This is a genomic window from Colwellia sp. Bg11-28 (assembly GCF_002836245.1).
GTDB classification, from domain to species: Bacteria; Pseudomonadota; Gammaproteobacteria; order Enterobacterales; family Alteromonadaceae; genus Colwellia; species Colwellia psychrerythraea_A.
Map to the genome: position 1 here is coordinate 249,738 of NZ_PJBA01000005.1, position 18,775 is coordinate 268,512.

Here is an 18,775-nt window from a genome sequence, read left to right on the forward strand (position 1 = left end):
AGCGTTAAGAATTATTATTTGAAAAAGCTACTCTACATTTTTAGTGTATCGCAGAGGCATAACGTGTTTAAAGTGACACTAGCATCACTATAGTTTACGTCATGGCACATATGAGTAATTTTATGTTTTGTTTTTATTGCTACATCATAAGTTGATCATTGCCTATGCTACAGTAAAACGCGATGACAACCTCTTGACCGTCATGTTTACTATGTTAAAAATTGTAACCTGCAGGGTGAGTTATATTTGATAATTAGCTTGTTGAATTATTCTGCTTGAGCTTAAAATAGTGAAAACAAAGATGAATATCAGCATAAGAAGACAATATGATCGGTAATAAACTACTGAGTTACAAGAAAATTTCTGTCGCTAAGGTGTTTGAAAAAGAAACACAGCTTATTGCTCAAATACAAGCGGGAGAACTCAAACAATGCTTAATGTTATGGCAGGCCAAAGAAGCGACCCTGGTATTACCCGCAGGTAAGAAGTGGCTAGCGTCAGATGAACTTAAAGCGGGTTTGTTAGCCGATGAGTGGCTTTTACAGGCGCGTAAAACTGGCGGAGCACCTGTACCACAATGCCCCGGAATAATTAACTTATCTCACCTGTATCTTTGGTCAAATGATACGCCCTATTCAATCACCCAAGCCTATGAGAATTTATGCACAGTTTTACATGGCTTCTTTGGTCAATTTAATTTAATTAGCCAAGCACATGCTACAGAATTCTCTTATTGCGATGGTGATTATAATATCAACTTGAATGGTAAAAAAATTGTTGGTACTGCTCAGCGAGTGATATTAAAAAAAGGTGGCGGCAAAATAGTGTTGGCACAAGCCTTTATTTTGATTGATGTGTTACTTGAAGAGATCATAAAGCCAGTTAATTTGTGCTACCAATTATCTGATAAAACCGATCGGGTAAAAGCGCAGGTGCATACTACGCTTTTTGAGCATATTAACCAGAAACCGACAATAGATAAGCTATATCAGCAATTGACTCAAGCTTTTGTTGATAGTGGTCTTTATCAATAAAATAGTCACTCTTAAAAATAACCAATCACTTATAAAATGGGTATTAATAAAGCGGGGTGACTGATGCTTAAGACCCCTTTTTTAGTTGCTGATAAAGATCTGCAAATTTAACGCGCTTTTTGTAACCTTTGAAAAAATGCTTATGTATTACTTTACCTTTGTTATCAATGATTACTACACCTGGGTAAGGGATACCATAATGATCACTGTCTACAGCGTATTCACTGTTTACAATACCGTAGGCCAACATTGTTTGTACTTTTTGGTCTGATAATAATGGGTAGCTGATATTTTTCTGATCAGCGAATGTTTTTAAAATATCAGTATTATCATAAGAAATAGCCGCTAAGCCATAACCTAGTTTGGTAAATTGTTCAGCATGTTCATTCAATTCTATTAGGTGTTTTTTACAAAAAGGACACCAATCAGCTGAGCGGAAAAATAAGATAATTAAACCTTGCTCACCACTAATTTCTTTGATGTTAACCGCTTGCTCTTGGGTATTCACAACCGAAATTTCGGGCGCTTGTTCACCGAGTGTTGGGCCTACATTAATGCTTGTGTTGGCAAAGGCATTATTAGTTAATAACAAAAGTAGTGAAAAAACTGAGATTGATATTTTTTTATTGATGCGGGAGTAAATTTTACGGTTCATTTAGGTTACGGATCTTTGTGGGTTATGACCTAAAAGACCGCTTGATGAAATAAAAATTTCATTGTAAATGAAGCTATTGTTTATTAGTGCTATTTAACGACTAAATTTAGTTAAATAGCACTATCCCACTGGCAAGTGTTACTGGCCAGGGAGGACCGCGTTTTACATTACCATTCTTTTAAAAGGCTATTAGCAGCCTTTTTCTCAGGGAAACTTTGCTCACTATCTATCGCTTCAATTAAATACTTTTTAGCTTCTACTTTTCTTGAAAGAGCAAATAATGTGACGGCAGTATGGTACTTCACTTCAGCATTATCAAAGTCTTTGATCAGTGCTAAACGAAACAGTGCAATCGCTTGTTTGTGCTCACCTAATCTACTTTTAATCCAAGCAAGTGTATCAATAATAACGACGTTTTCAGGTAAATAACCATAGGCTTGTTGCGCATATTGTTTAGCCTTATCAACATTACCTAAGGTAAATTCAACACTGGCGGCATTATTTAATAAAATAGGTAAGGGCCCATATTTTTTAATGAGTGTTTGGTATTGGTCAGCAGACTTTTGCATTTGGAGATCAGCTTTGTAACTATCAGCAAGTGCGATGGCCACTAACATGTCATTAGGGTATTTCTTTAGCCATTTTTTCAGTGGGCTTATTGCTTTACTTGGATTACCTTGTTGTTTGTAATTACGGTATAAACCGAGAATTGCTTGTTTTTGATCTGACTTTTCCAGAGCGCGTAGATAAAACCTAATGGACTGCTTATTGTCGGCTAAAGCTAGGTATAAATCCCCTTTGAGCACCAGGGGCAAACTATCACTTTGGGTAATATCGGCAATGGAAGAAATCAAGCTCAATGAAAAACCTTCATTTTTATCTTTAATCGTAAGGTTCACTAGCCCAAGATAAGCTGGTAAGTATTTATCATCAGCGATAATGGATTTTTTATAAGACTTAATTGCGCCAGCATTATCCTTAGCTTTTAGCTGTGCTTTAGCGAGAATGATAAGCGCATTCGCTTTTCTACGCGATTTTTCAACATAATCTCTTAATGCTAATACCGCTTGTTGATGCTTGTTTTGTTGTTGGTAGAGCGTGGCCATCGTGAGTAAAGCTTGTGGTTGCTTGGGGTTTGATCCAATAAATTCATCTACTAAATCAACTGCTTCATCTAACTTATTTTGCTTAGTTAAAATACGACTTAATTTTAACACCACATAAAAGTCATTCGGATCTTGTGCATATGATTTTTGTATCCAAAGTAATGCATTATCAATATCATTTTTAAATAAATAGCTGTCAGATATTTCAGTCATCAATAAGATATTTTTATCAAATATAGCTAGTTTAGCTTGTAAAAAACTGAGTGCTTTATCAAAGTCACCAGCAATATTATCCATACGCGCTAAATGCACCATAGCAATGATATTGGCATCGTTTAATTTCAGAGATTGTTCAAATGCAGCTCTAGCTTCAGGTACTTGTCTATTTAAACCATAGAGCATACCAATGCGTTGTTGAAAAAAGCTGTTTTGTGGAAATTCTTTTATCAATGCCTTAGCAATATCAATTGCGGAGGTATAATTTTTGGTGCTTTGGTATGAATCAATAAGCAATAGTTTAATTTGCGTACCATTAAGTTCATTATCTTTAACTGCAGAAAGAACCTCAATGGCTGATTGATAGTCACCTGATTGCATTTTACTGCGTGCTAAGTTACTGACACTGATGGTTGAGTGGGGATAGCTATCAACTACTTTTTCAAAATAAAATTGTGCTTTGGTACTGTCTTCTAACTGTAAATACGTTAAGCCTAACAGTGTTAGAATGTCAGGGTTTCCTGGACGTGCTATATTTGTTTTAGTCAGTAAGTTTCTTGCTGAATTTAAATCTCCTTGCTCTATTTCAATACTGGCCAACATGCGTACGCTATCAATATCAAATTCGACATAACTAAGGTAATAACTTAGGTAGCGATGGGCATCATTTAAGTTACCAAATTGAAAATTAGTTAATCCAGCTAAAAAATAATAATCGGGTGTATTTCGCATCACTTCAGGTGGAACTGCAGCTAAAGTCGCAATGACTTCAGTTAACTTATTATTATCTGAAGTCCCACTGTCATTACTGGATAAACTTGCATTGATTATCGCCTTTAAATAACCCGCTCTCGGCTCATTGGGGATTTCGTCAAGTATATAATCCACATGAGGAACGGCTTGTTGATACTCTTGTAGTTCAATATGCAGCATAGCTTTCGTCAAGCGAGCAGATAAGTGTTTATTGTTAATCTTGAGTGCTTCATCAATAGCAAGTAATGCACCTTGGCGATCGCCTAAACGGTGTAATATTTTAGACTTTAAGACCCAACCATTAATAAAGGGTTTTACACTGGTAAGGGATAAATCAATATAGCTTAATGCTTGCTTAACTTCAGAGGCCTGTAAAGCAATTTGAGCTCTACCCAATAAAGCAAACTGGTTTTTTGGTGTTAAACTAAGAACAGAAATAAAGGCTTTATCAGCTAAGTTATACTGTTTTTTGCCAATATAAGCCTGCCCTCTAATGAGCAACAGCTCACTTTCAATTTGTTCATTACGCTGGCCAAGTTTTGCCACGGCTATCGCCTCATCGTACTTACCTTGTAATACGTAAGCTTGTCCGTATAGCGTAATCAGTCGGTCATTATCAACGTTACCATCTCTGGCGCGATCTAGCTCAATTTGCGCGGCAGAGCCATTGCCTTGAGTGATTAATATTTGTGCCATTAAAACCCGAGACGGCATATGAGTTGGGTTTTCTTGAATAATATTTTTTAGATGAATAATGGCACTAGAAAGCTCTTCACTTTGGAAGGCAATTAAGGCTTCTTCATAATTGGCATCAAGACTTTCGTTAGCAAATGTGGAAGTGGAAATAAATAAGAATGAGAGTAGGGATGCACGTAAGCTATTTTTAATTTTCATGTGATACCGATTTAATGATGATTTTCTATATGGCGACAAAGCACGTTAATTTTACAAAATAGATAAAGGTTGTCAGTAAAATTTTGTAATAAATGAAACGCTAAAATAGTAACACTGTTAGTCACTTAGTTGATAAACATTTATCTGAAAAGATAAGATAAAACGTACTGTTTACTATGTCAGGATTTTTTACAACAGGATATTTTATTCTATGGTTTTATCAACTTAACAGGGCTGATATGTTGCTATATGGTTAATTTTAAGTGTTGGTATAATAATTGCTTTAAGGCTAGGCAGTTGGCGATGAGTGTTAAAATAAGTACCTCATCCTCTTTCCTATTTCTTCAACCTGAAAGTGATAACGTATAAGACTATGACTTTAATTAAAAATGTATTTAAAATCCTTGCAGTAACCGCTTTATTCTCTTCTGCTAATGTATTCGCTGCGGACTTTCTCGTTAATACAACGATTAATGATTCAAATCACGATGCTTTAGGTAGCAATGGAACGGGTTGGAAATATGAAATTGATAAAATGGATGTTCAATGGGCAGACAGTGGCTTAATTACTGTTGATATTTATACTAACTTTGTTGGTCACAATGGCAAAAATGGCTCTGGTAGATATGGCCATGGTAATATTGTTTTAGGTGATCTGCTTATCGGTACTAAGGGTGAAAGTAACCCATATGACTATGCTTTTGTTTTATCAGATAAAGATAGAAATAAAGATTATAGCAGAGATTATAGCAATGGAACTTGGGATAAACATTGGGATAAGCAAGGCACTTTTACTGAAATTGGCTCTACATTAACCTCTAAAGACTATCACGGTAAGTATAGTAGTACAGCTTCAGGTGAAGTAATGGCAGGGACCACTAAAGGCAGTGGTACACAGAGTAATTGGTCTGTAGATAACTATGGTAGATATAGTGGCAAAACAGATAAAATTAGCTTTAGCTTTAACGTTAATGGTATTGATGCCTTTCAAAATGCTTCACAACTAGCGTTTAGTTGGGCAATGTCATGTGCAAATGATGTGGTTGATGGTGTAGTAAATGTTGACCGTCCTACTAGTGTACCTGAGCCAACGACATTGTTACTTATGCTATTAGCATTAGGTTTTATGGCTAAAAGCCGTAGTAACAAATCAAATGACTTTTCTGCTTAGTTCGCGTTGTATTTATTCTGTAGTTAAAAGAATTAACTAACAAAGCAAAACATAAAACGACCTGCGGGTCGTTTTTTTATGTTCGAAAAACATATGCTACCCACGCAGGTAAAGCTGTTAACATGTCCATCACTTATAGCTTTTCCCAATAAACGTTATTGAATGCATATGACTAGTAAAAATGATGACAGCATTTGTCCTTTATGCCAGCAAAATAATCGCTGTGATGTCAAAGCGGGTAGTGGTTGTTGGTGTATGAATACTCCAGTTCCCGAGGAGCTGTTAGCACAAATACCAGCGCACCTCAAAGGTGTCAGTTGTGTCTGTAATGCATGTATTGGGCGTTATCAGCGTCAACAACATTTAAATGCTAATGTAGAATAGTTTAATGACTATGTTTTAAAGCGTAAAAATAAAAGCACATTAGTGTAAAATCTTTTAGTCTCTACCTCTACGCAAATCGTGCGCATCCAAATAACATATTACCTATGAATGTATTTTCTCGAAACCGTTATGAATAAAACCTCAAAGGCTTATCAGCCATTACTCAGCTCCAAAGCAAAAATTGCCATTATTGGTGGTGGCGTTGCAGGCTCAACTATTGCGTTGCGTTTTGCTGAATTAGGTTTAGATACCACGCTGATAGAAAAAGGTCCGAGCTTAGTTAATGGTCCGCCTATTTGTCATTTACATGCTGGCGGTAACTTGTACCGCGAGATTTGTGATGAGCAATGTCTTACCTTATTAAAGCAATCGATAGATACAGTTAAAGTTTATCCACAAAGTGTCAACATTCGACCAACGGTTATAGCTTTGCCTAAAACGGATAATGGTCAGCCTGAAGATTTATTACCTCGTTTAGAGAAGTTACGTGCTAAATACAGTGAACTTGTGGCTCAAGATAGTCGCAACAAGGTACTCGGTGAACCGGAAAACTATTTTAAGTTTTATTCACGGACGGAGCTTGATGCTTTATTGGATTTACCTTTACCAAAAACGGCTAAGAATGATAGTGATTGGTTAGTCGCTTTTGCACAACACGTTGATTTAGATAGTCTTAAATTTCCTGTGTTACTAGTGCAAGAGTATGGTTTGTCAGCATTTCGCTTTGCCGCTATCGCGAGTTTAGCGATTGAGGGTTTACCCAGTTGCCACCTTCAAACAAATAAACAAGTTGTTGCCATTGTTCAGCAAGAAAATAGCTTAGGTTGGCAAGTATCCACTCAAACATTACCTCAACACCAGCAAAGCCCAACTATTATTCACCAGCATTTTGACTATGTCATTAATGCGTGTGGTTTTAAAAGTGGTGAAATTGATGACATGGTCAGCGCCAAACGTAAACGTATGGTGGAATTCAAAGCGGCTTATGTTGCTCATTGGCCTCAATGCCAAGGACTATGGCCTGAGATTGTTTTTTATGGCGAGCGAGGTACTCCACAAGGTATGGCGCAATTAACCCCTTACCCTGATGGTTATTTTCAGCTACATGGCATGACGCAAGACATTACCTTGTTTGACCAAGGGTTAGTCGCGAGTTCTTTAGAAAGTGCGCAGCCGCAATTAGCAAAACGCTTTATCGAAAAGATTGATAAAAAATGGCCTGAGCAGTTGGTGCATAATAGAACCTTAGGCTCTATCGAACATATTGCTCAGTTTATTTCAGCTTTTAGCTCAGCAGAAGTCGCAGCAAAGCCATTATTTGGTGCTCAGCAAATTCCTGGCGAAGATGCTGATTTACGTGCAGCTGATGTTTCATTTTATGGTCAACATTATGCGCGTGCAGAAATAGTTAAAGCATCCTCTGCGTTAGCTGCAGGCGATGCAATATTAAAAAACCTAGTCGATTGTGGATTAATAGCAGCGTTAGAATTAGGCCGCTATTTAACAGAACATTACTTCCCCATCAGCCAACAATGTTCCGAAATTGAAGTAACAGAACGAGCAATAATGTTAGCCAAGCAGCGAGAATATCCAATAGCGTTAGCTAAAAATCTATAACTAATCGTTAGGTTAGCTTTTAACGCTTTAACGAAATCAGTAGTTCATTGAAAGTATCAAAGCACCACTGCGGGCCATATTGATTGATGTCTTCACCGTAGTTATAACCGTAAGTTAAGCCAACACTATCTATGTTGGCTGCTTTTGCAGCTAAGATATCGTTTTTAGAATCTCCGATCATCACACACTGCTCAGTAACAACGTTAAGTTGCTTCATGGCATAATGTAATGGTGCTGGATGTGGTTTTTTCTCCGCTAACGTATCACCACCAATTAATAACTCAAACAGGTTATCAATACCTAAGCCCGTTAATATCGGTTGAATGAAAATAGCGGGTTTATTGGTAATAATCGCAAGACGAAAGCCAGCCGCTTTTAATGAAAGCAACCCTTCTTGCACATCGTCATACAATACTGATTCTATGCATAAGCACTGCTGGTAATGGGCTAGAAAAATGGTTAGCGCATCTTTAGTGAGTGTTTCATCTAATTCTTTATCAATGATTGCAGAACCCGATAATGCTCGTTCGATTAATACTTTGGCACCATTACCCACCCAATGGTGAATTGTGTCTTGGTCGAAGGTCGCTTTGTTTAAATCTTTAAGGGTTCTATTTACGGCTAAAGCAAGATCAGGGGCACTGTCTACTAAGGTGCCATCGAGATCGAATAAGAGTACTTCTTTTTCTTGCAGTTTCACTGTTTTCTCTTGCTGAATATTCTATGTTGAGGCCAATGTAGCATGAAGCATAGTACATACAGCAATAAATCAGTTCGTTTATTAATTTTATCTAGATAACGCATGTAAATGATAATGGTTTTTATTTCGTTTGCTGGTATCATATCAGTATTCTGACCCGTAATCATTAAAGGGCTTATCACTGCACCTCCAATGATTACGGGTTTAGTTCTTTCTTTTAAATTACCTTTGCTCGATGCAAGCATGGAATATCAGTGTCTTACCTTTTAAATAATATCAATTGCTCTAGCCCGCGTTGGGCAGTTTTCTCTAGGTCGGTAGCGGCCACCTTGGGCGGCTACGCTTTAGCAACATCTAGCTCTCTTTTTATTGGTCAATTACTATTAAATAGTGCCGGAAAATATCAAGCTATTCATATTGGCTTATTACTCTCCTTTCTTGTGTATGCCTGCGCTGCTATGTGGGTATTTTCGGTATCAAGTGCCACTAAGGCTTGGATAGGTTTAATAAAAGCTAATATTTTCTTTGCGATAGGGACCTGGCTATTAATGCAGTCTACAGGTGCGAATAGCTGATGAAAGATAACTTTAGACAGTCGATGAAGTGGTTCCATACTTGGGTCGGCCTGAGTGTCGGCTGGATTTTATTTTTCATGTTTTTAACTGGAACACTTGGTTATTTTTACCAAGAAATTACCCGTTGGATGGAGCCAGAGCGACCATTCATTGAACATAATATTAGCACTGAACAATTAATTACTATTGCCCAAACGTACTTGCAAAAAAATGCTCAGGGCGTTGATGAATGGGATATTAATTTACCGACTATTCGCAATCAAAATTTACGAGTGGGCTGGCGTAATCCGCCAGAAGCGGGGAAGAAGCGTGGTCGGTATAAGACAACAGTGTTAGATATAACCACAGGCGAAAAAGTCGAGAGCCGAGCCACAGGTGGTGGTAGGCTGCTTTATAGAATGCATTATCGTTTGCATTACTTATCAACTAAAATTAGCTATTGGATCGTGGGTTTCTGCGCCATGCTGATGTTATTAGCCGTTATCACCGGTGTCGTTATCCATAAGAAAATATTCACCGATTTTTTTACCTTTAGAGCAAAAAAAGGTTTGATTGGCTGGTTAGATATTCACAATGTATTAAGTGTTATTGCTTTGCCTTTTCACTTCATGATCACCTACAGTGGTTTACTTTTTTTCCTTTTTACTTACATGGCGCTTAGTACTAATCTGCAAACCAATGAAGATGAATATCGGGAAATGCGTAAAGAGATATACCCTCGAACTAGTCATGCAGATAGTGCGAATCAACCTGCAGAAATGCAAGATATTGCATCGTTATATCAACAAGCAAAAAATACGTGGAAAAATGATGAACTCAACGCGGTTGAAGTGTTTGCTGCAAACGATATAAATGCCCAAGTACTTTTTATTCGTCATGAAACCGATATCACTTATAACCCTAATGACCAAGTAATGGTTAACGCAATTACCGGTGAAGTCATTCAACAAACACCGAGAGAGTATACTGCCGCCGGTATGATTCATAATGGTTTTTACTCATTGCATGAGGGACAATTTGCGGGACCACTAGCCCGTTGGATTTACTTTTTAACCGGTCTTATTGGCACCGCAATGATTGCTTCAGGTTTAATTCTTTGGACCACTAAACGTAAACCGAAACAACTGAAAAAACCGGACGGCCCCGATTTTGGTTACCGACTAGTTGAGCAACTCAATATTGGTACTATTGTTGGTTTACCAATCGCTATCGCTATGTATTTTTATGCTAACAGGTTATTACCTATCGGTATGGTTGAACGAGTCGATTGGGAAGCTAACGTGATGTTTATTAGTTGGGCACTATTATTAATTTATCCTGCGTTTCGTCCTGCTACTAAAGCATGGCGTGAGCAGCTACAACTTGCAGCACTGGTTTATATGGCGCTACCGTTGGTAAATGCATTAACCACAGATAAACACCTAATAAATAGTTTGCAACAACAGGATTGGGGTCTTGCTGCCTTTGACCTGACATTCTTCACCGTTGGCTGTTGTTTTGCTTTTTCGGCCTACAAATACAAAACACTGCAGCCTGAAAAAGCAGTGAGCAGAAAAGCAATTCGACCAGACAGTGCAATAGATAATGAAAATCGACTGCAGTTACAGTGCATTAGTAAGGAGAATGGCTAATGCTCTTATTAACTAGCCTCAGCTTTTTAGTTATGGTGCTTTTTTGCCTTGGGATGAACAAACATCGCGAGCAAGTATTAACGAAAACACTACCTAAGGTTGCGATATTACTTTTCAGGCCTTTAGCTTGGCTAGCGCTGCTTTTTACCGCCTATTTAAGCGTGGTATTGTTTGGCTGGTCTATTGGTCCCGCACTTTTATTTGGTGCACTTACCGTAGCTACTTTATTATTGACGTTATTATTAACTTATCGTGCGAACATAGTGCCTCGATTAGCTATCGCTTTGCCTTTCATGGCTAGTTTAAGTATTGCGCCCATTAATTTCTGACATTGATGTATTGCTTATTACCAAGTACTTGCTTACAGTCTTCGGCTCTCGATTGTATCGTTATTATTGAAGTGTAGAGGAAGTACCTTGGAGTTTGCTGGTTTAACTATTGAAATAGCATTATTTTTATTTACCATTGCCATTATCGCGGGTTTTCTGGATACCTTAGCGGGCGGAGGCGGTTTATTAACGCTTCCTGCACTGATGATGAGTGGTATACCACCACTGGTAGCGCTGGGTACCAATAAGTTGCAATCTTGCGTTGGAGCTGGAACGGCTAGCGTGATGATGTTACGTAATAGGCGGGTGAGGTGGCATCAGGTTAAAGAGTTAATGCCTGCTGCTTTTATTGGATCCGCGATTGGTACTATCATCGTTCAATTTGTTAATACCGCAGCATTGACGTTCATCATCCCTGTGGTGATTAGTGTTATTGGTATTTATTTCTTGGTCACACCCACCGTTGATGCTGAGAATAAACCTGCGAAAGTATCGACATTAGGTTATCGAAATTTTGTCGTGCCTTTGATCGGTTGTTATGACGGAATTTTGGGACCAGGTACAGGATCATTCTTTACTTTAGCTGGCCGTGCATTGCGAGGGCAGAAATTTCTCGAAGCAACTGCGATAGCTAAAACGCTGAACTTTTCCACCAATATTGCCTCGTTGATCGTGTTTTTATTTGCCGGGCAGGTCATTTGGCTGGTTGGCATCACCATGATGTTTGGCCAACTTATTGGTGCGTGGTTAGGCTCTCATTGTCTCTTTAAAATTCCGATAAATTATTTAAGATATTTAGTCGTTATCATGTGCTTTGGCATGTTGGCTAAATACATAACAACTTAATTGTTCTGATATTTTAAGCGTAAACAAACTCTGTAATATGTCAGGCTTTTTATGCTTGTTATAAGAATAACGCTAAGCGTGTATTAAAACCGCTACTTCTACCTTGTAAATTACAGGCTTCAGAGATAAAGCTACAACGGTCTAAGTCAATCCAACGGTAGTTGAAATTGACGTTAAACTTTGGTGTTAACCACCAAGCAAAACCGACAGATAATATCGAGGTATCACCAGCAGCTAAACCACCGTCGCTGCCATCAAATACCGACCAACGAGTACTGACTTCTAATGCTCCCCAGCCTCCTTGTTCAACACTACGTGCTACGCGTAAAGGGGAGAAGGTGCCACTCCTTTTATTGTATTCACGCATTTCACCGGTTACTGAGAATACGGCACTAACGTGGTAGCCAGAAAGCTCGGGATTTTGCAGATAATCAGCCGCAACTTTACTTTTAGTATATTCACCAATCAGCCAGACAGGACCTTTACGCCAAGAGGCTTCAAGGTTATAAGTAACACTGTTATCAGCATCAATGTTTCCGGTATCGACAAAGGTGGCTGATTTGTTAAATTCAGGTTCAGAGGCGTATCTTAACCCTTCCTTTGCATTGCTATACCGTAGACCAAAAGCCAGATGGATTAACTCATTTTCGTCTTCTGATAGATAAGGTAACCAAGTTGTTCGCCCCACTAGTTCTGTTGAGTTTTCGCTAAGTGAACCTTCGTCTTCTATCCAGTTATTAAACACACCGCCTGCCCAAGTTAGCTTTTGATTAAGTGTTATGCCACTTAATACAGCACCAAAGTTACGTGAGGGCAGTAATGCATCAGAAACCAAGGCGCGTTCCTGCATCGGTAGAAAAGTCATACTCATGAGCCTTTCCATAGAAATAGGCTCTTTTTGCTTACCGATACTGAGGGTAGTGTTATAAAAGGTAGGTATATCAAGTCGCCAATCCATAAAACTGACATTATCTGTAGTGTTGGTGTCAAAACCCTTATCAAAGGTATTGGTTGCTCCAGTGATCATATAAATCCAGGGTTTATCAAATTTTATTGCCCCCGCGATCCCAAAACGTAGCGCACGAATTTCACCGCCATTAAAATCTTGTAAATCTCCCACTTGCGCTAAGCTAGCTTCATCTTGTGATTCCCAACTTTGCCTGTCTAAAGCCAGTGCCCCAATTAAGATGGTAGAAAAATAATCATTATCAAACTTTATCCAATCTGCATCTTTATAATTACTGGGTAATACAATTGGCGGAGGAGTATAAGATAGCCAACCCGTACGTTTGGGTTTTATTCTTTTTTGTTCTGCTAGCGCTGAAATATTACTTTCGGCTCTGAGGTTATTTCGAATAATTACGCCGTTATGAATGGCGAGCAGTACGTGCTTTTTAGTATCGAGTAAGGCCTCAATATTTTCGTGGGGGTCAGCATCTAAAATTAGAAAATTGGCAATTTCACCTGACTCTAGTGAGCCGAGAATAAAGCCATTTTGGGCATCAAAAATGATATCACCATGGCCAACGTCAATGTCATCTTGCGTTACAAGGTCGAATAATTTATTAGTGATAACTAAGTTAGCGGTGGTGCTCTTCTTTTTTTTTGCAGGATCGACAAAAGTGATATTGCGGATCACTATTTTCTGTTCAACTACTTCAGGGACATTTGCTATTGGTTCTTGTGAAACTTGTTCGGCTCGGCAAATAGACAACTGAGTTAACGTGAAGATGACTACTGATAGAGTAGTCCAGATCATGGTGAATATATTCTTTTTTATCTTCATCATGTCCCTATTTTTATCAAGTTATTTATCGTGTTGATATTATTTTAGACTAAATTGCTAAACGAAGCCTTAAACCATAGATAAGTGTACTGTTGTCTAGGGTATTTAATACAGGATTGGCGATATATTGTAAATCGGCTGTTACCTCTAGATAATCTAATGGTTTCATAATGTAGAAAACCTCGGTGGTATATTGGTCGTCATTACCTTTAACTTGCCCCCAGTTAATGGCAGCGCCGAGATTGTTCTCTTCACCACCTAAGCCATAATAACCAAAACCCGCACTGATTGATTTCTCCATTAAGGTGCCAGCATCTTGAGAATAGCCAGCACGAACAAAGGGTAACCATTGACCATCAATTAAACGAGAAGCAGATAAATTAATGCCATACCCTCTGTTAGACCCTTGCTCCACACTTTCGTCGGCATGCCAAAGCGTAGCGTGGATGTTATCGACATATATCTCGCCTTGAGATTTGGTCCAACCTAGCTCAATACTTTTGAAGTATTTATTCTCTTTAAAAAAGGTTTCTAATCCGTCGATTATATTTGTTGGATCTGAATTCATATCAACAAAACTAGCCACCATATAATACTCATCAGACAACATTATTCCGCCTGCAGCACCTAACGCAGCATCACCAGGCAAGGCCATTGTGGTGGTGCCAGTACTAAAGGCAAAGTTCATGAAACCTGTCCATGGGCTGGCCATGGCAAACACGTCGACAAAGTCAGTTATATCTAAAAACCCCGCGACGAAAGATGCTCTTCCGTTCATATATTTTTGTTTGTAATACAGGTTAGTAACTCGAAAACCTTGGTCACTAAAAGGGGGAGTAACAAGCCCAAGCCCACCGGTGCCAAATTCAAAGTCTTTCACTGAGGTATCTGTATATGAATGGCGGTGTTCAACCTTCCAAACTAAACCGCCCACTTCTTTTGTGCCAACGCCAATAGGGTTCCAGCTACCATAAAAACGAATCATGCTACTGCCAGCGTTATCGTCTGAGCCAGTTAATACATTATTCGCCCCAAGAAACACGGTAGAATAATCTACTCCCATGTTGATATTGTTGTGCTCTAGCTGAGTTTTGAAGTCAGGTTTAGATTTTTTATTGTCTTCAGCTATTTGGTTATCAACGGCATCTGGGCTACCAAAGTTAGCGCTCTGACCTTTTACTAATTGGTCTTGTGTAGAATTATCTTCTGTAGCGTAAGTTGATGCAGTGGCTAATAAGCCAGTAATGACAAGAGTAAGAAGAGTTTTATTAGTCAGCATAAATTGATTCCATTTTTTGCTAAGCGTGTTGCTTCTATCGCTAAAGTACTTGTAACAAAAGGGTATTTACTTCTCAGTAAATACCCTTTTATATTAATTGGTTACAAGGTTAAAGCGTGTTTTTATGCACTTGACCATTTTTCATGATTAATTTGAACTTAGTTTTGTACTCGTTCAATACTTCAATGTTTTTAAGTGGGTTACCGTCGATTAAAATTAAATCTGCATAAGCACCTTTTTTGATAACACCTAAAGCACCATATTTATATGGATTCATACCACCAGACCAAGTTAAAACTTCAGCAGCATTAGATGTACCCATCTTCATGATTTGTAGTGGTTTAGCGCCAACTTTACCCATCCAAGTCATATTTTCAGCTTGCTTAGTATTGTAAGCAGGACCAAACATATCTCCACCGGTAACAATTAATAAGTCATGTTTTAAAGCCCATTTAAACATTTGTGTAGCACCAGAGTTTACTTTTTTAGCTTTCATTTTTTGATCAGCGCTAAAGAAGGTAATTGAGTCTGGATCGCCAAATGCTTGTAATGACATTACCGACTGAGCAGAAAGGGCAATACCTTCTTTTTTCATACGTTTAATGGTTTTTTCTGATACTAAAAAGTTATGTTCAATAACTCGAACACCGGCATCAATGGCACGGTTTACACTGCGATCGTGGTATGCATGTACTGTTACATATGTGCCGTAATCTTTGGCAACTTCTACAGCGGCTTCAAATTCTTCAACAGAAAATTGTGTGCTGTGAAGTGGATCAAATTCACTGGCAACACCGCCACCAGCCATTAATTTTAAATGCGTTGCACCAGCACGTAGATTTTGACGAGCTGCACGTCGTACTTCTGTTTTACCATCAACAATATAACCAAAACCATGACGCTCTAAATCATCAATAGCACCAGGTTGGTCATTAAATCTGCCCGTATCAGCATGGCCTCCGGTTTGACTTAAAAAGCCGCCAGCAGGGAAAATACGAGGCCCAGGTAATAGGCCATTGTTAATTGCTTTTGCTACACCTAATACGTTACAGCCAACATCACGTGCAGTAGTAAAACCTTGGTCAAGGTATTGAGTTAAAGAATGAGCTGTTCGAGCACCCATTGCCATTTGATCATAGTTATCACGACCCACTAACATACCTTCTTGTAAACATAGGTGTGAATGCATATCGATAAGACCTGGTATCATGGTTTTACCTTGACCATCAATGACTTCAACGTCAGCTGCGACTTTTAGGCCGCTACCAATCGATTTAATTAATTCACCTTCAATTAATACATCTTGTTGTTTACTTAATCCCGAGGATGTACCGTCCCAAATTTTAACGTTTTTAATCAATGTTTGATCAGCAGCAAAGGCTGCTGAAGTTAGTGAGAACGCTGCAACAGCGCTAATTACCAACTGACTAGTGGCTTTACTTATCAATGTGTTTTTCAATTTCATTATCTGTCCTTTAATCAATTAGAGGTCTGTTTGCAATGGAATGCAGCATGTTAAATGTAATGATTGAATAATAATCATAGTAACAAACGTTAGATATGCCATTGGTTTGATACGTTTATTAATAAAATAAAGTTAATAATATTCAATGTTTTCACTTAACTTCATCATAATTCACTGACGATAATTTTCTTGTCATATGACGACAAGAAAGCTAAATTATTGGATAGTCATTCTTTAGAAGTGGCAAAATAATACAGGACGTAAAGTTTGAAAACTGACATTACCGTGGTTAAAGCCAGTCATTTACAACCCTTTATTAGCTTTTTGGATAAAGTGGGGGCTCCTCTTGATCGTTTGTTAAATCAAGTGAATCTGAACGCTGATTATTTCTCAAATAAAGACAACTTGATTGCTGAAGCCCCCTTCTGGTCATTGCTGGAAAATGCCTCAAATAGTCAAGGAATTGAAGATTTAGGCTTTCAAGTCACTGAACAGTTATCCCTTGATAGTTTTGGTGTTTTTGGTGCTAAGGTGATGCAAGCTGATAGTTTGTACCAAGCATTAACCACTTTTATTAGTGACATGGGGCAACAATCAAATTGTCCGCCTTTTTGGTTAATGGAGCAGGGAGCCTTCGTATGGTTTTGTCGGTTGGGCACGCAAGGTATTAAAAAAGGTCACTGGCCAATAGAGCAACATGTGATCAGTTTAATGATTCAGCTAGTGCGTGGTTTTACTACAGCTACTTGGACTCCACCAAAGGTACATCTACAAACTCATACGCTTAAAGGCGCTGACAATACGGCTTCCTTTAGTAATAGCCAAATTCTCATTAATAAAGCCTTTACTGGCATATGTATTTCCAAATCACTATTACTTAATGGTGCAGTCATAAAGCCTAAAGATAGAGTTGCGGAAGAAGTGGCTCATCAAATGACTATTTCAACGGTTAATAGCCATGTAATTAAAGAGTTACTGATGCAATCATGTGCAAATCAACCGCTTAATGCGCAACAAATTGCTAACTCACTTGGGTTAAATATTAGACATATGCAGCGACTGTTGAAAGAAGAGGGATGTTCATATAGAGAATTAAGTGAACAAGTTCTTTTTAAACAGTCGCAAGTAATGTTAAGCACTGAACAATTATCAGTGCTTGAAGTTGCTTTAGCTCTGGGGTATTCAGATGCGGCTAATTTCACTCGTGCTTTTAAACGCTGGTCAGGACTTAGCCCAACTCAATATAAACTGTTATTAAATTAGCGCACTCTTGTTTATAGCGACAACATCACAGTATGAAGTAGTCGCTAAATTGTCGTTAAACTGGCCAGTTCCTCAGAAAACAGATCACTTAAAAAAATGAGTACAGGGAACACATGGAAGTAGCTACGCATAAAAAACTGAATCGTTTCATTAGCATGATTAAGCTCCATAAAGTGATCCATAATTCGTCTGCCTTTATAGGCAATAGAGCAACATATAATGGCGGTAATGGCTAAGCTCGGCTCAGCTGTTTCGGCAACTAAAGCATTAGCAGAAGTAATTATCATCAATAAAACCCAAGAGATATCTAATGCATTTAGTGTGAAGATGTTCTTTATCATGAGTATTCCTTATCGAAGTACATATAACAGTGGAAAAATAATCACCCAAGCGAGATCGACCATATGCCAATAACAAGCAATGGCAGTTAAACCAATATGATTTTTCTTGGTATAACGACCAACTTTGAGCTGGTGAATAGCCCAGAGTAAACTACCGCTTGCCCAACCAACATGTAGTAAATGATTAAAGGTCATGTAGTAATACATTGTGTAGAATTTACTGGTATTGGTTACAATGCCTTGATCTACATTCCAATGATATTCCCAAACTTTAATCACTAGGTAAATACAGCCACAAGACACTGCTCGCCAAAGCCATTTTATACTTTGCTCAGGGTCATCCATACGAATAGACGCCAGTGCTTTGGCAACAAAATAGCTACTACTGATTAAGGCAAAAGTATTTAAGGTGCCGGCTAACGTGTTTAACTGTTGTGGCCCTTGGTTAAATTGTTCTGGATAGTGCGCCTTGGCAATAAAGTACACTAAAAAAAACAGAGCAAACTCAGTCATTTCGGCAAATATACCGACCCAAATTGCCCGGTTACCGGGTATTTTATTAAGTGTTTCGGGTTCTTTAGTGACTGAGCCACTGCCATTTAAATTAAAACCTGTTGCTGTAATAGTCATATAATTCCTTACTCGTAGACAGGTGACTGACTAATGTAGAACTTGTCTTTAGGAGTGAAGTTAATAATTTATAGTTGCTTACAAAAAGCGACTGGTCTAA

The 18,775-nt window shown here is 38.3% G+C and carries 17 protein-coding genes; 9 read left to right on the forward strand and 8 right to left on the reverse strand.

The annotated features are described in order from the left end of the window. The first annotated feature begins 326 nt into the window (after positions 1 to 326). Positions 327 to 1,034, forward strand: coding sequence for a lipoate--protein ligase family protein (locus tag CXF79_RS06600; protein WP_011041131.1), 708 nt, complete (start codon positions 327 to 329; stop codon positions 1,032 to 1,034). A 67-nt stretch (positions 1,035 to 1,101) separates the two neighbouring features. Here the strand turns inward: CXF79_RS06600 and CXF79_RS06605 are convergent, their stop codons facing one another. Further along, the gene (locus CXF79_RS06605) at positions 1,102 to 1,689 is read right to left on the reverse strand and encodes a peroxiredoxin family protein (protein WP_101154400.1); all 588 of its coding nucleotides are present in this window, start codon (positions 1,687 to 1,689) and stop codon (positions 1,102 to 1,104) included. Positions 1,690 to 1,856: 167 nt separating this feature from the next. Next, complete coding sequence (gene prsT, locus CXF79_RS06610) at positions 1,857 to 4,658, reverse strand: XrtA/PEP-CTERM system TPR-repeat protein PrsT (RefSeq protein ID WP_101154401.1); 2,802 nt, start codon at positions 4,656 to 4,658, stop codon at positions 1,857 to 1,859. Between the two features lie 373 nt (positions 4,659 to 5,031). Between prsT and CXF79_RS06615 the strand changes: the two genes are divergently transcribed. The 3 genes from CXF79_RS06615 to CXF79_RS06625 all read left to right on the forward strand — a co-directional run bounded on the left by CXF79_RS06615 (position 5,032) and on the right by CXF79_RS06625 (position 7,830). Continuing rightward, the gene (locus CXF79_RS06615) at positions 5,032 to 5,829 is read left to right on the forward strand and encodes a PEP-CTERM sorting domain-containing protein (RefSeq protein WP_101154402.1); all 798 of its coding nucleotides are present in this window, start codon (positions 5,032 to 5,034) and stop codon (positions 5,827 to 5,829) included. Positions 5,830 to 5,997: 168 nt separating this feature from the next. Further along, a complete protein-coding gene (locus CXF79_RS06620) occupies positions 5,998 to 6,213 on the forward strand; it encodes a cysteine-rich CWC family protein (protein WP_101154403.1) in 216 nt (71 codons plus the stop codon). A gap of 129 nt (positions 6,214 to 6,342) precedes the next feature. Beyond that, positions 6,343 to 7,830, forward strand: a complete 1,488-nt coding sequence (locus CXF79_RS06625) for an FAD-dependent oxidoreductase (RefSeq protein ID WP_101154404.1) — start codon at positions 6,343 to 6,345, stop codon at positions 7,828 to 7,830. A gap of 19 nt (positions 7,831 to 7,849) precedes the next feature. On the opposite strand, the gene CXF79_RS06630 is transcribed toward CXF79_RS06625, so the two are convergent. Then, a complete protein-coding gene (locus CXF79_RS06630; protein ID WP_101154405.1) occupies positions 7,850 to 8,530 on the reverse strand; it encodes a phosphoglycolate phosphatase in 681 nt (226 codons plus the stop codon). A 254-nt stretch (positions 8,531 to 8,784) separates the two neighbouring features. On the opposite strand from CXF79_RS06630, the gene CXF79_RS06640 reads away from it, so the two are divergent. From CXF79_RS06640 to CXF79_RS06655, 4 genes are all read left to right on the forward strand, one after another. Continuing rightward, a complete protein-coding gene (locus CXF79_RS06640; RefSeq protein ID WP_198560044.1) occupies positions 8,785 to 9,105 on the forward strand; it encodes a DUF3649 domain-containing protein in 321 nt (106 codons plus the stop codon). Next, positions 9,105 to 10,736, forward strand: coding sequence for a PepSY-associated TM helix domain-containing protein (locus CXF79_RS06645; RefSeq protein ID WP_101154407.1), 1,632 nt, complete (start codon positions 9,105 to 9,107; stop codon positions 10,734 to 10,736). The genes CXF79_RS06640 and CXF79_RS06645 overlap by 1 nt, the downstream gene beginning before the upstream one ends. Further along, positions 10,736 to 11,065: a DUF3325 domain-containing protein gene (locus CXF79_RS06650; protein WP_101154408.1), complete on the forward strand. Its 330-nt coding sequence runs from the start codon at positions 10,736 to 10,738 to the stop codon at positions 11,063 to 11,065. The genes CXF79_RS06645 and CXF79_RS06650 overlap by 1 nt, the downstream gene beginning before the upstream one ends. Before the next feature lie 87 nt (positions 11,066 to 11,152). Then, positions 11,153 to 11,911 (forward strand): TSUP family transporter, encoded by a 759-nt coding sequence (locus tag CXF79_RS06655; protein ID WP_101154409.1) that lies wholly within the window; start codon positions 11,153 to 11,155, stop codon positions 11,909 to 11,911. 58 nt (positions 11,912 to 11,969) lie between these two features. Here CXF79_RS06655 and CXF79_RS06660 read toward each other — a convergent pair whose 3' ends face one another. The 3 genes from CXF79_RS06660 to CXF79_RS06670 form a co-directional block, all read right to left on the reverse strand. Beyond that, positions 11,970 to 13,670 carry an OprO/OprP family phosphate-selective porin gene (locus tag CXF79_RS06660; RefSeq protein WP_157825854.1) on the reverse strand — a complete coding sequence of 567 codons (1,701 nt, stop codon included), beginning with the start codon at positions 13,668 to 13,670 and terminating at the stop codon, positions 11,970 to 11,972. 76 nt (positions 13,671 to 13,746) lie between these two features. Beyond that, positions 13,747 to 14,976: a carbohydrate porin gene (locus CXF79_RS06665; RefSeq protein ID WP_101154411.1), complete on the reverse strand. Its 1,230-nt coding sequence runs from the start codon at positions 14,974 to 14,976 to the stop codon at positions 13,747 to 13,749. A gap of 109 nt (positions 14,977 to 15,085) precedes the next feature. Further along, positions 15,086 to 16,441, reverse strand: coding sequence for a metal-dependent hydrolase family protein (locus CXF79_RS06670; protein ID WP_198560045.1), 1,356 nt, complete (start codon positions 16,439 to 16,441; stop codon positions 15,086 to 15,088). A 267-nt stretch (positions 16,442 to 16,708) separates the two neighbouring features. Between CXF79_RS06670 and CXF79_RS06675 the strand changes: the two genes are divergently transcribed. Next, positions 16,709 to 17,704 (forward strand): AraC family transcriptional regulator, encoded by a 996-nt coding sequence (locus CXF79_RS06675; RefSeq protein ID WP_101154412.1) that lies wholly within the window; start codon positions 16,709 to 16,711, stop codon positions 17,702 to 17,704. 44 nt (positions 17,705 to 17,748) lie between these two features. Here CXF79_RS06675 and CXF79_RS06680 read toward each other — a convergent pair whose 3' ends face one another. Beyond that, a complete protein-coding gene (locus tag CXF79_RS06680) occupies positions 17,749 to 18,045 on the reverse strand; it encodes a cytochrome C oxidase subunit IV family protein (protein WP_101154413.1) in 297 nt (98 codons plus the stop codon). Between the two features lie 9 nt (positions 18,046 to 18,054). Continuing rightward, positions 18,055 to 18,675, reverse strand: coding sequence for a cytochrome c oxidase subunit 3 family protein (locus CXF79_RS06685; RefSeq protein WP_011041146.1), 621 nt, complete (start codon positions 18,673 to 18,675; stop codon positions 18,055 to 18,057). Positions 18,676 to 18,775: the final 100 nt, after the last annotated feature.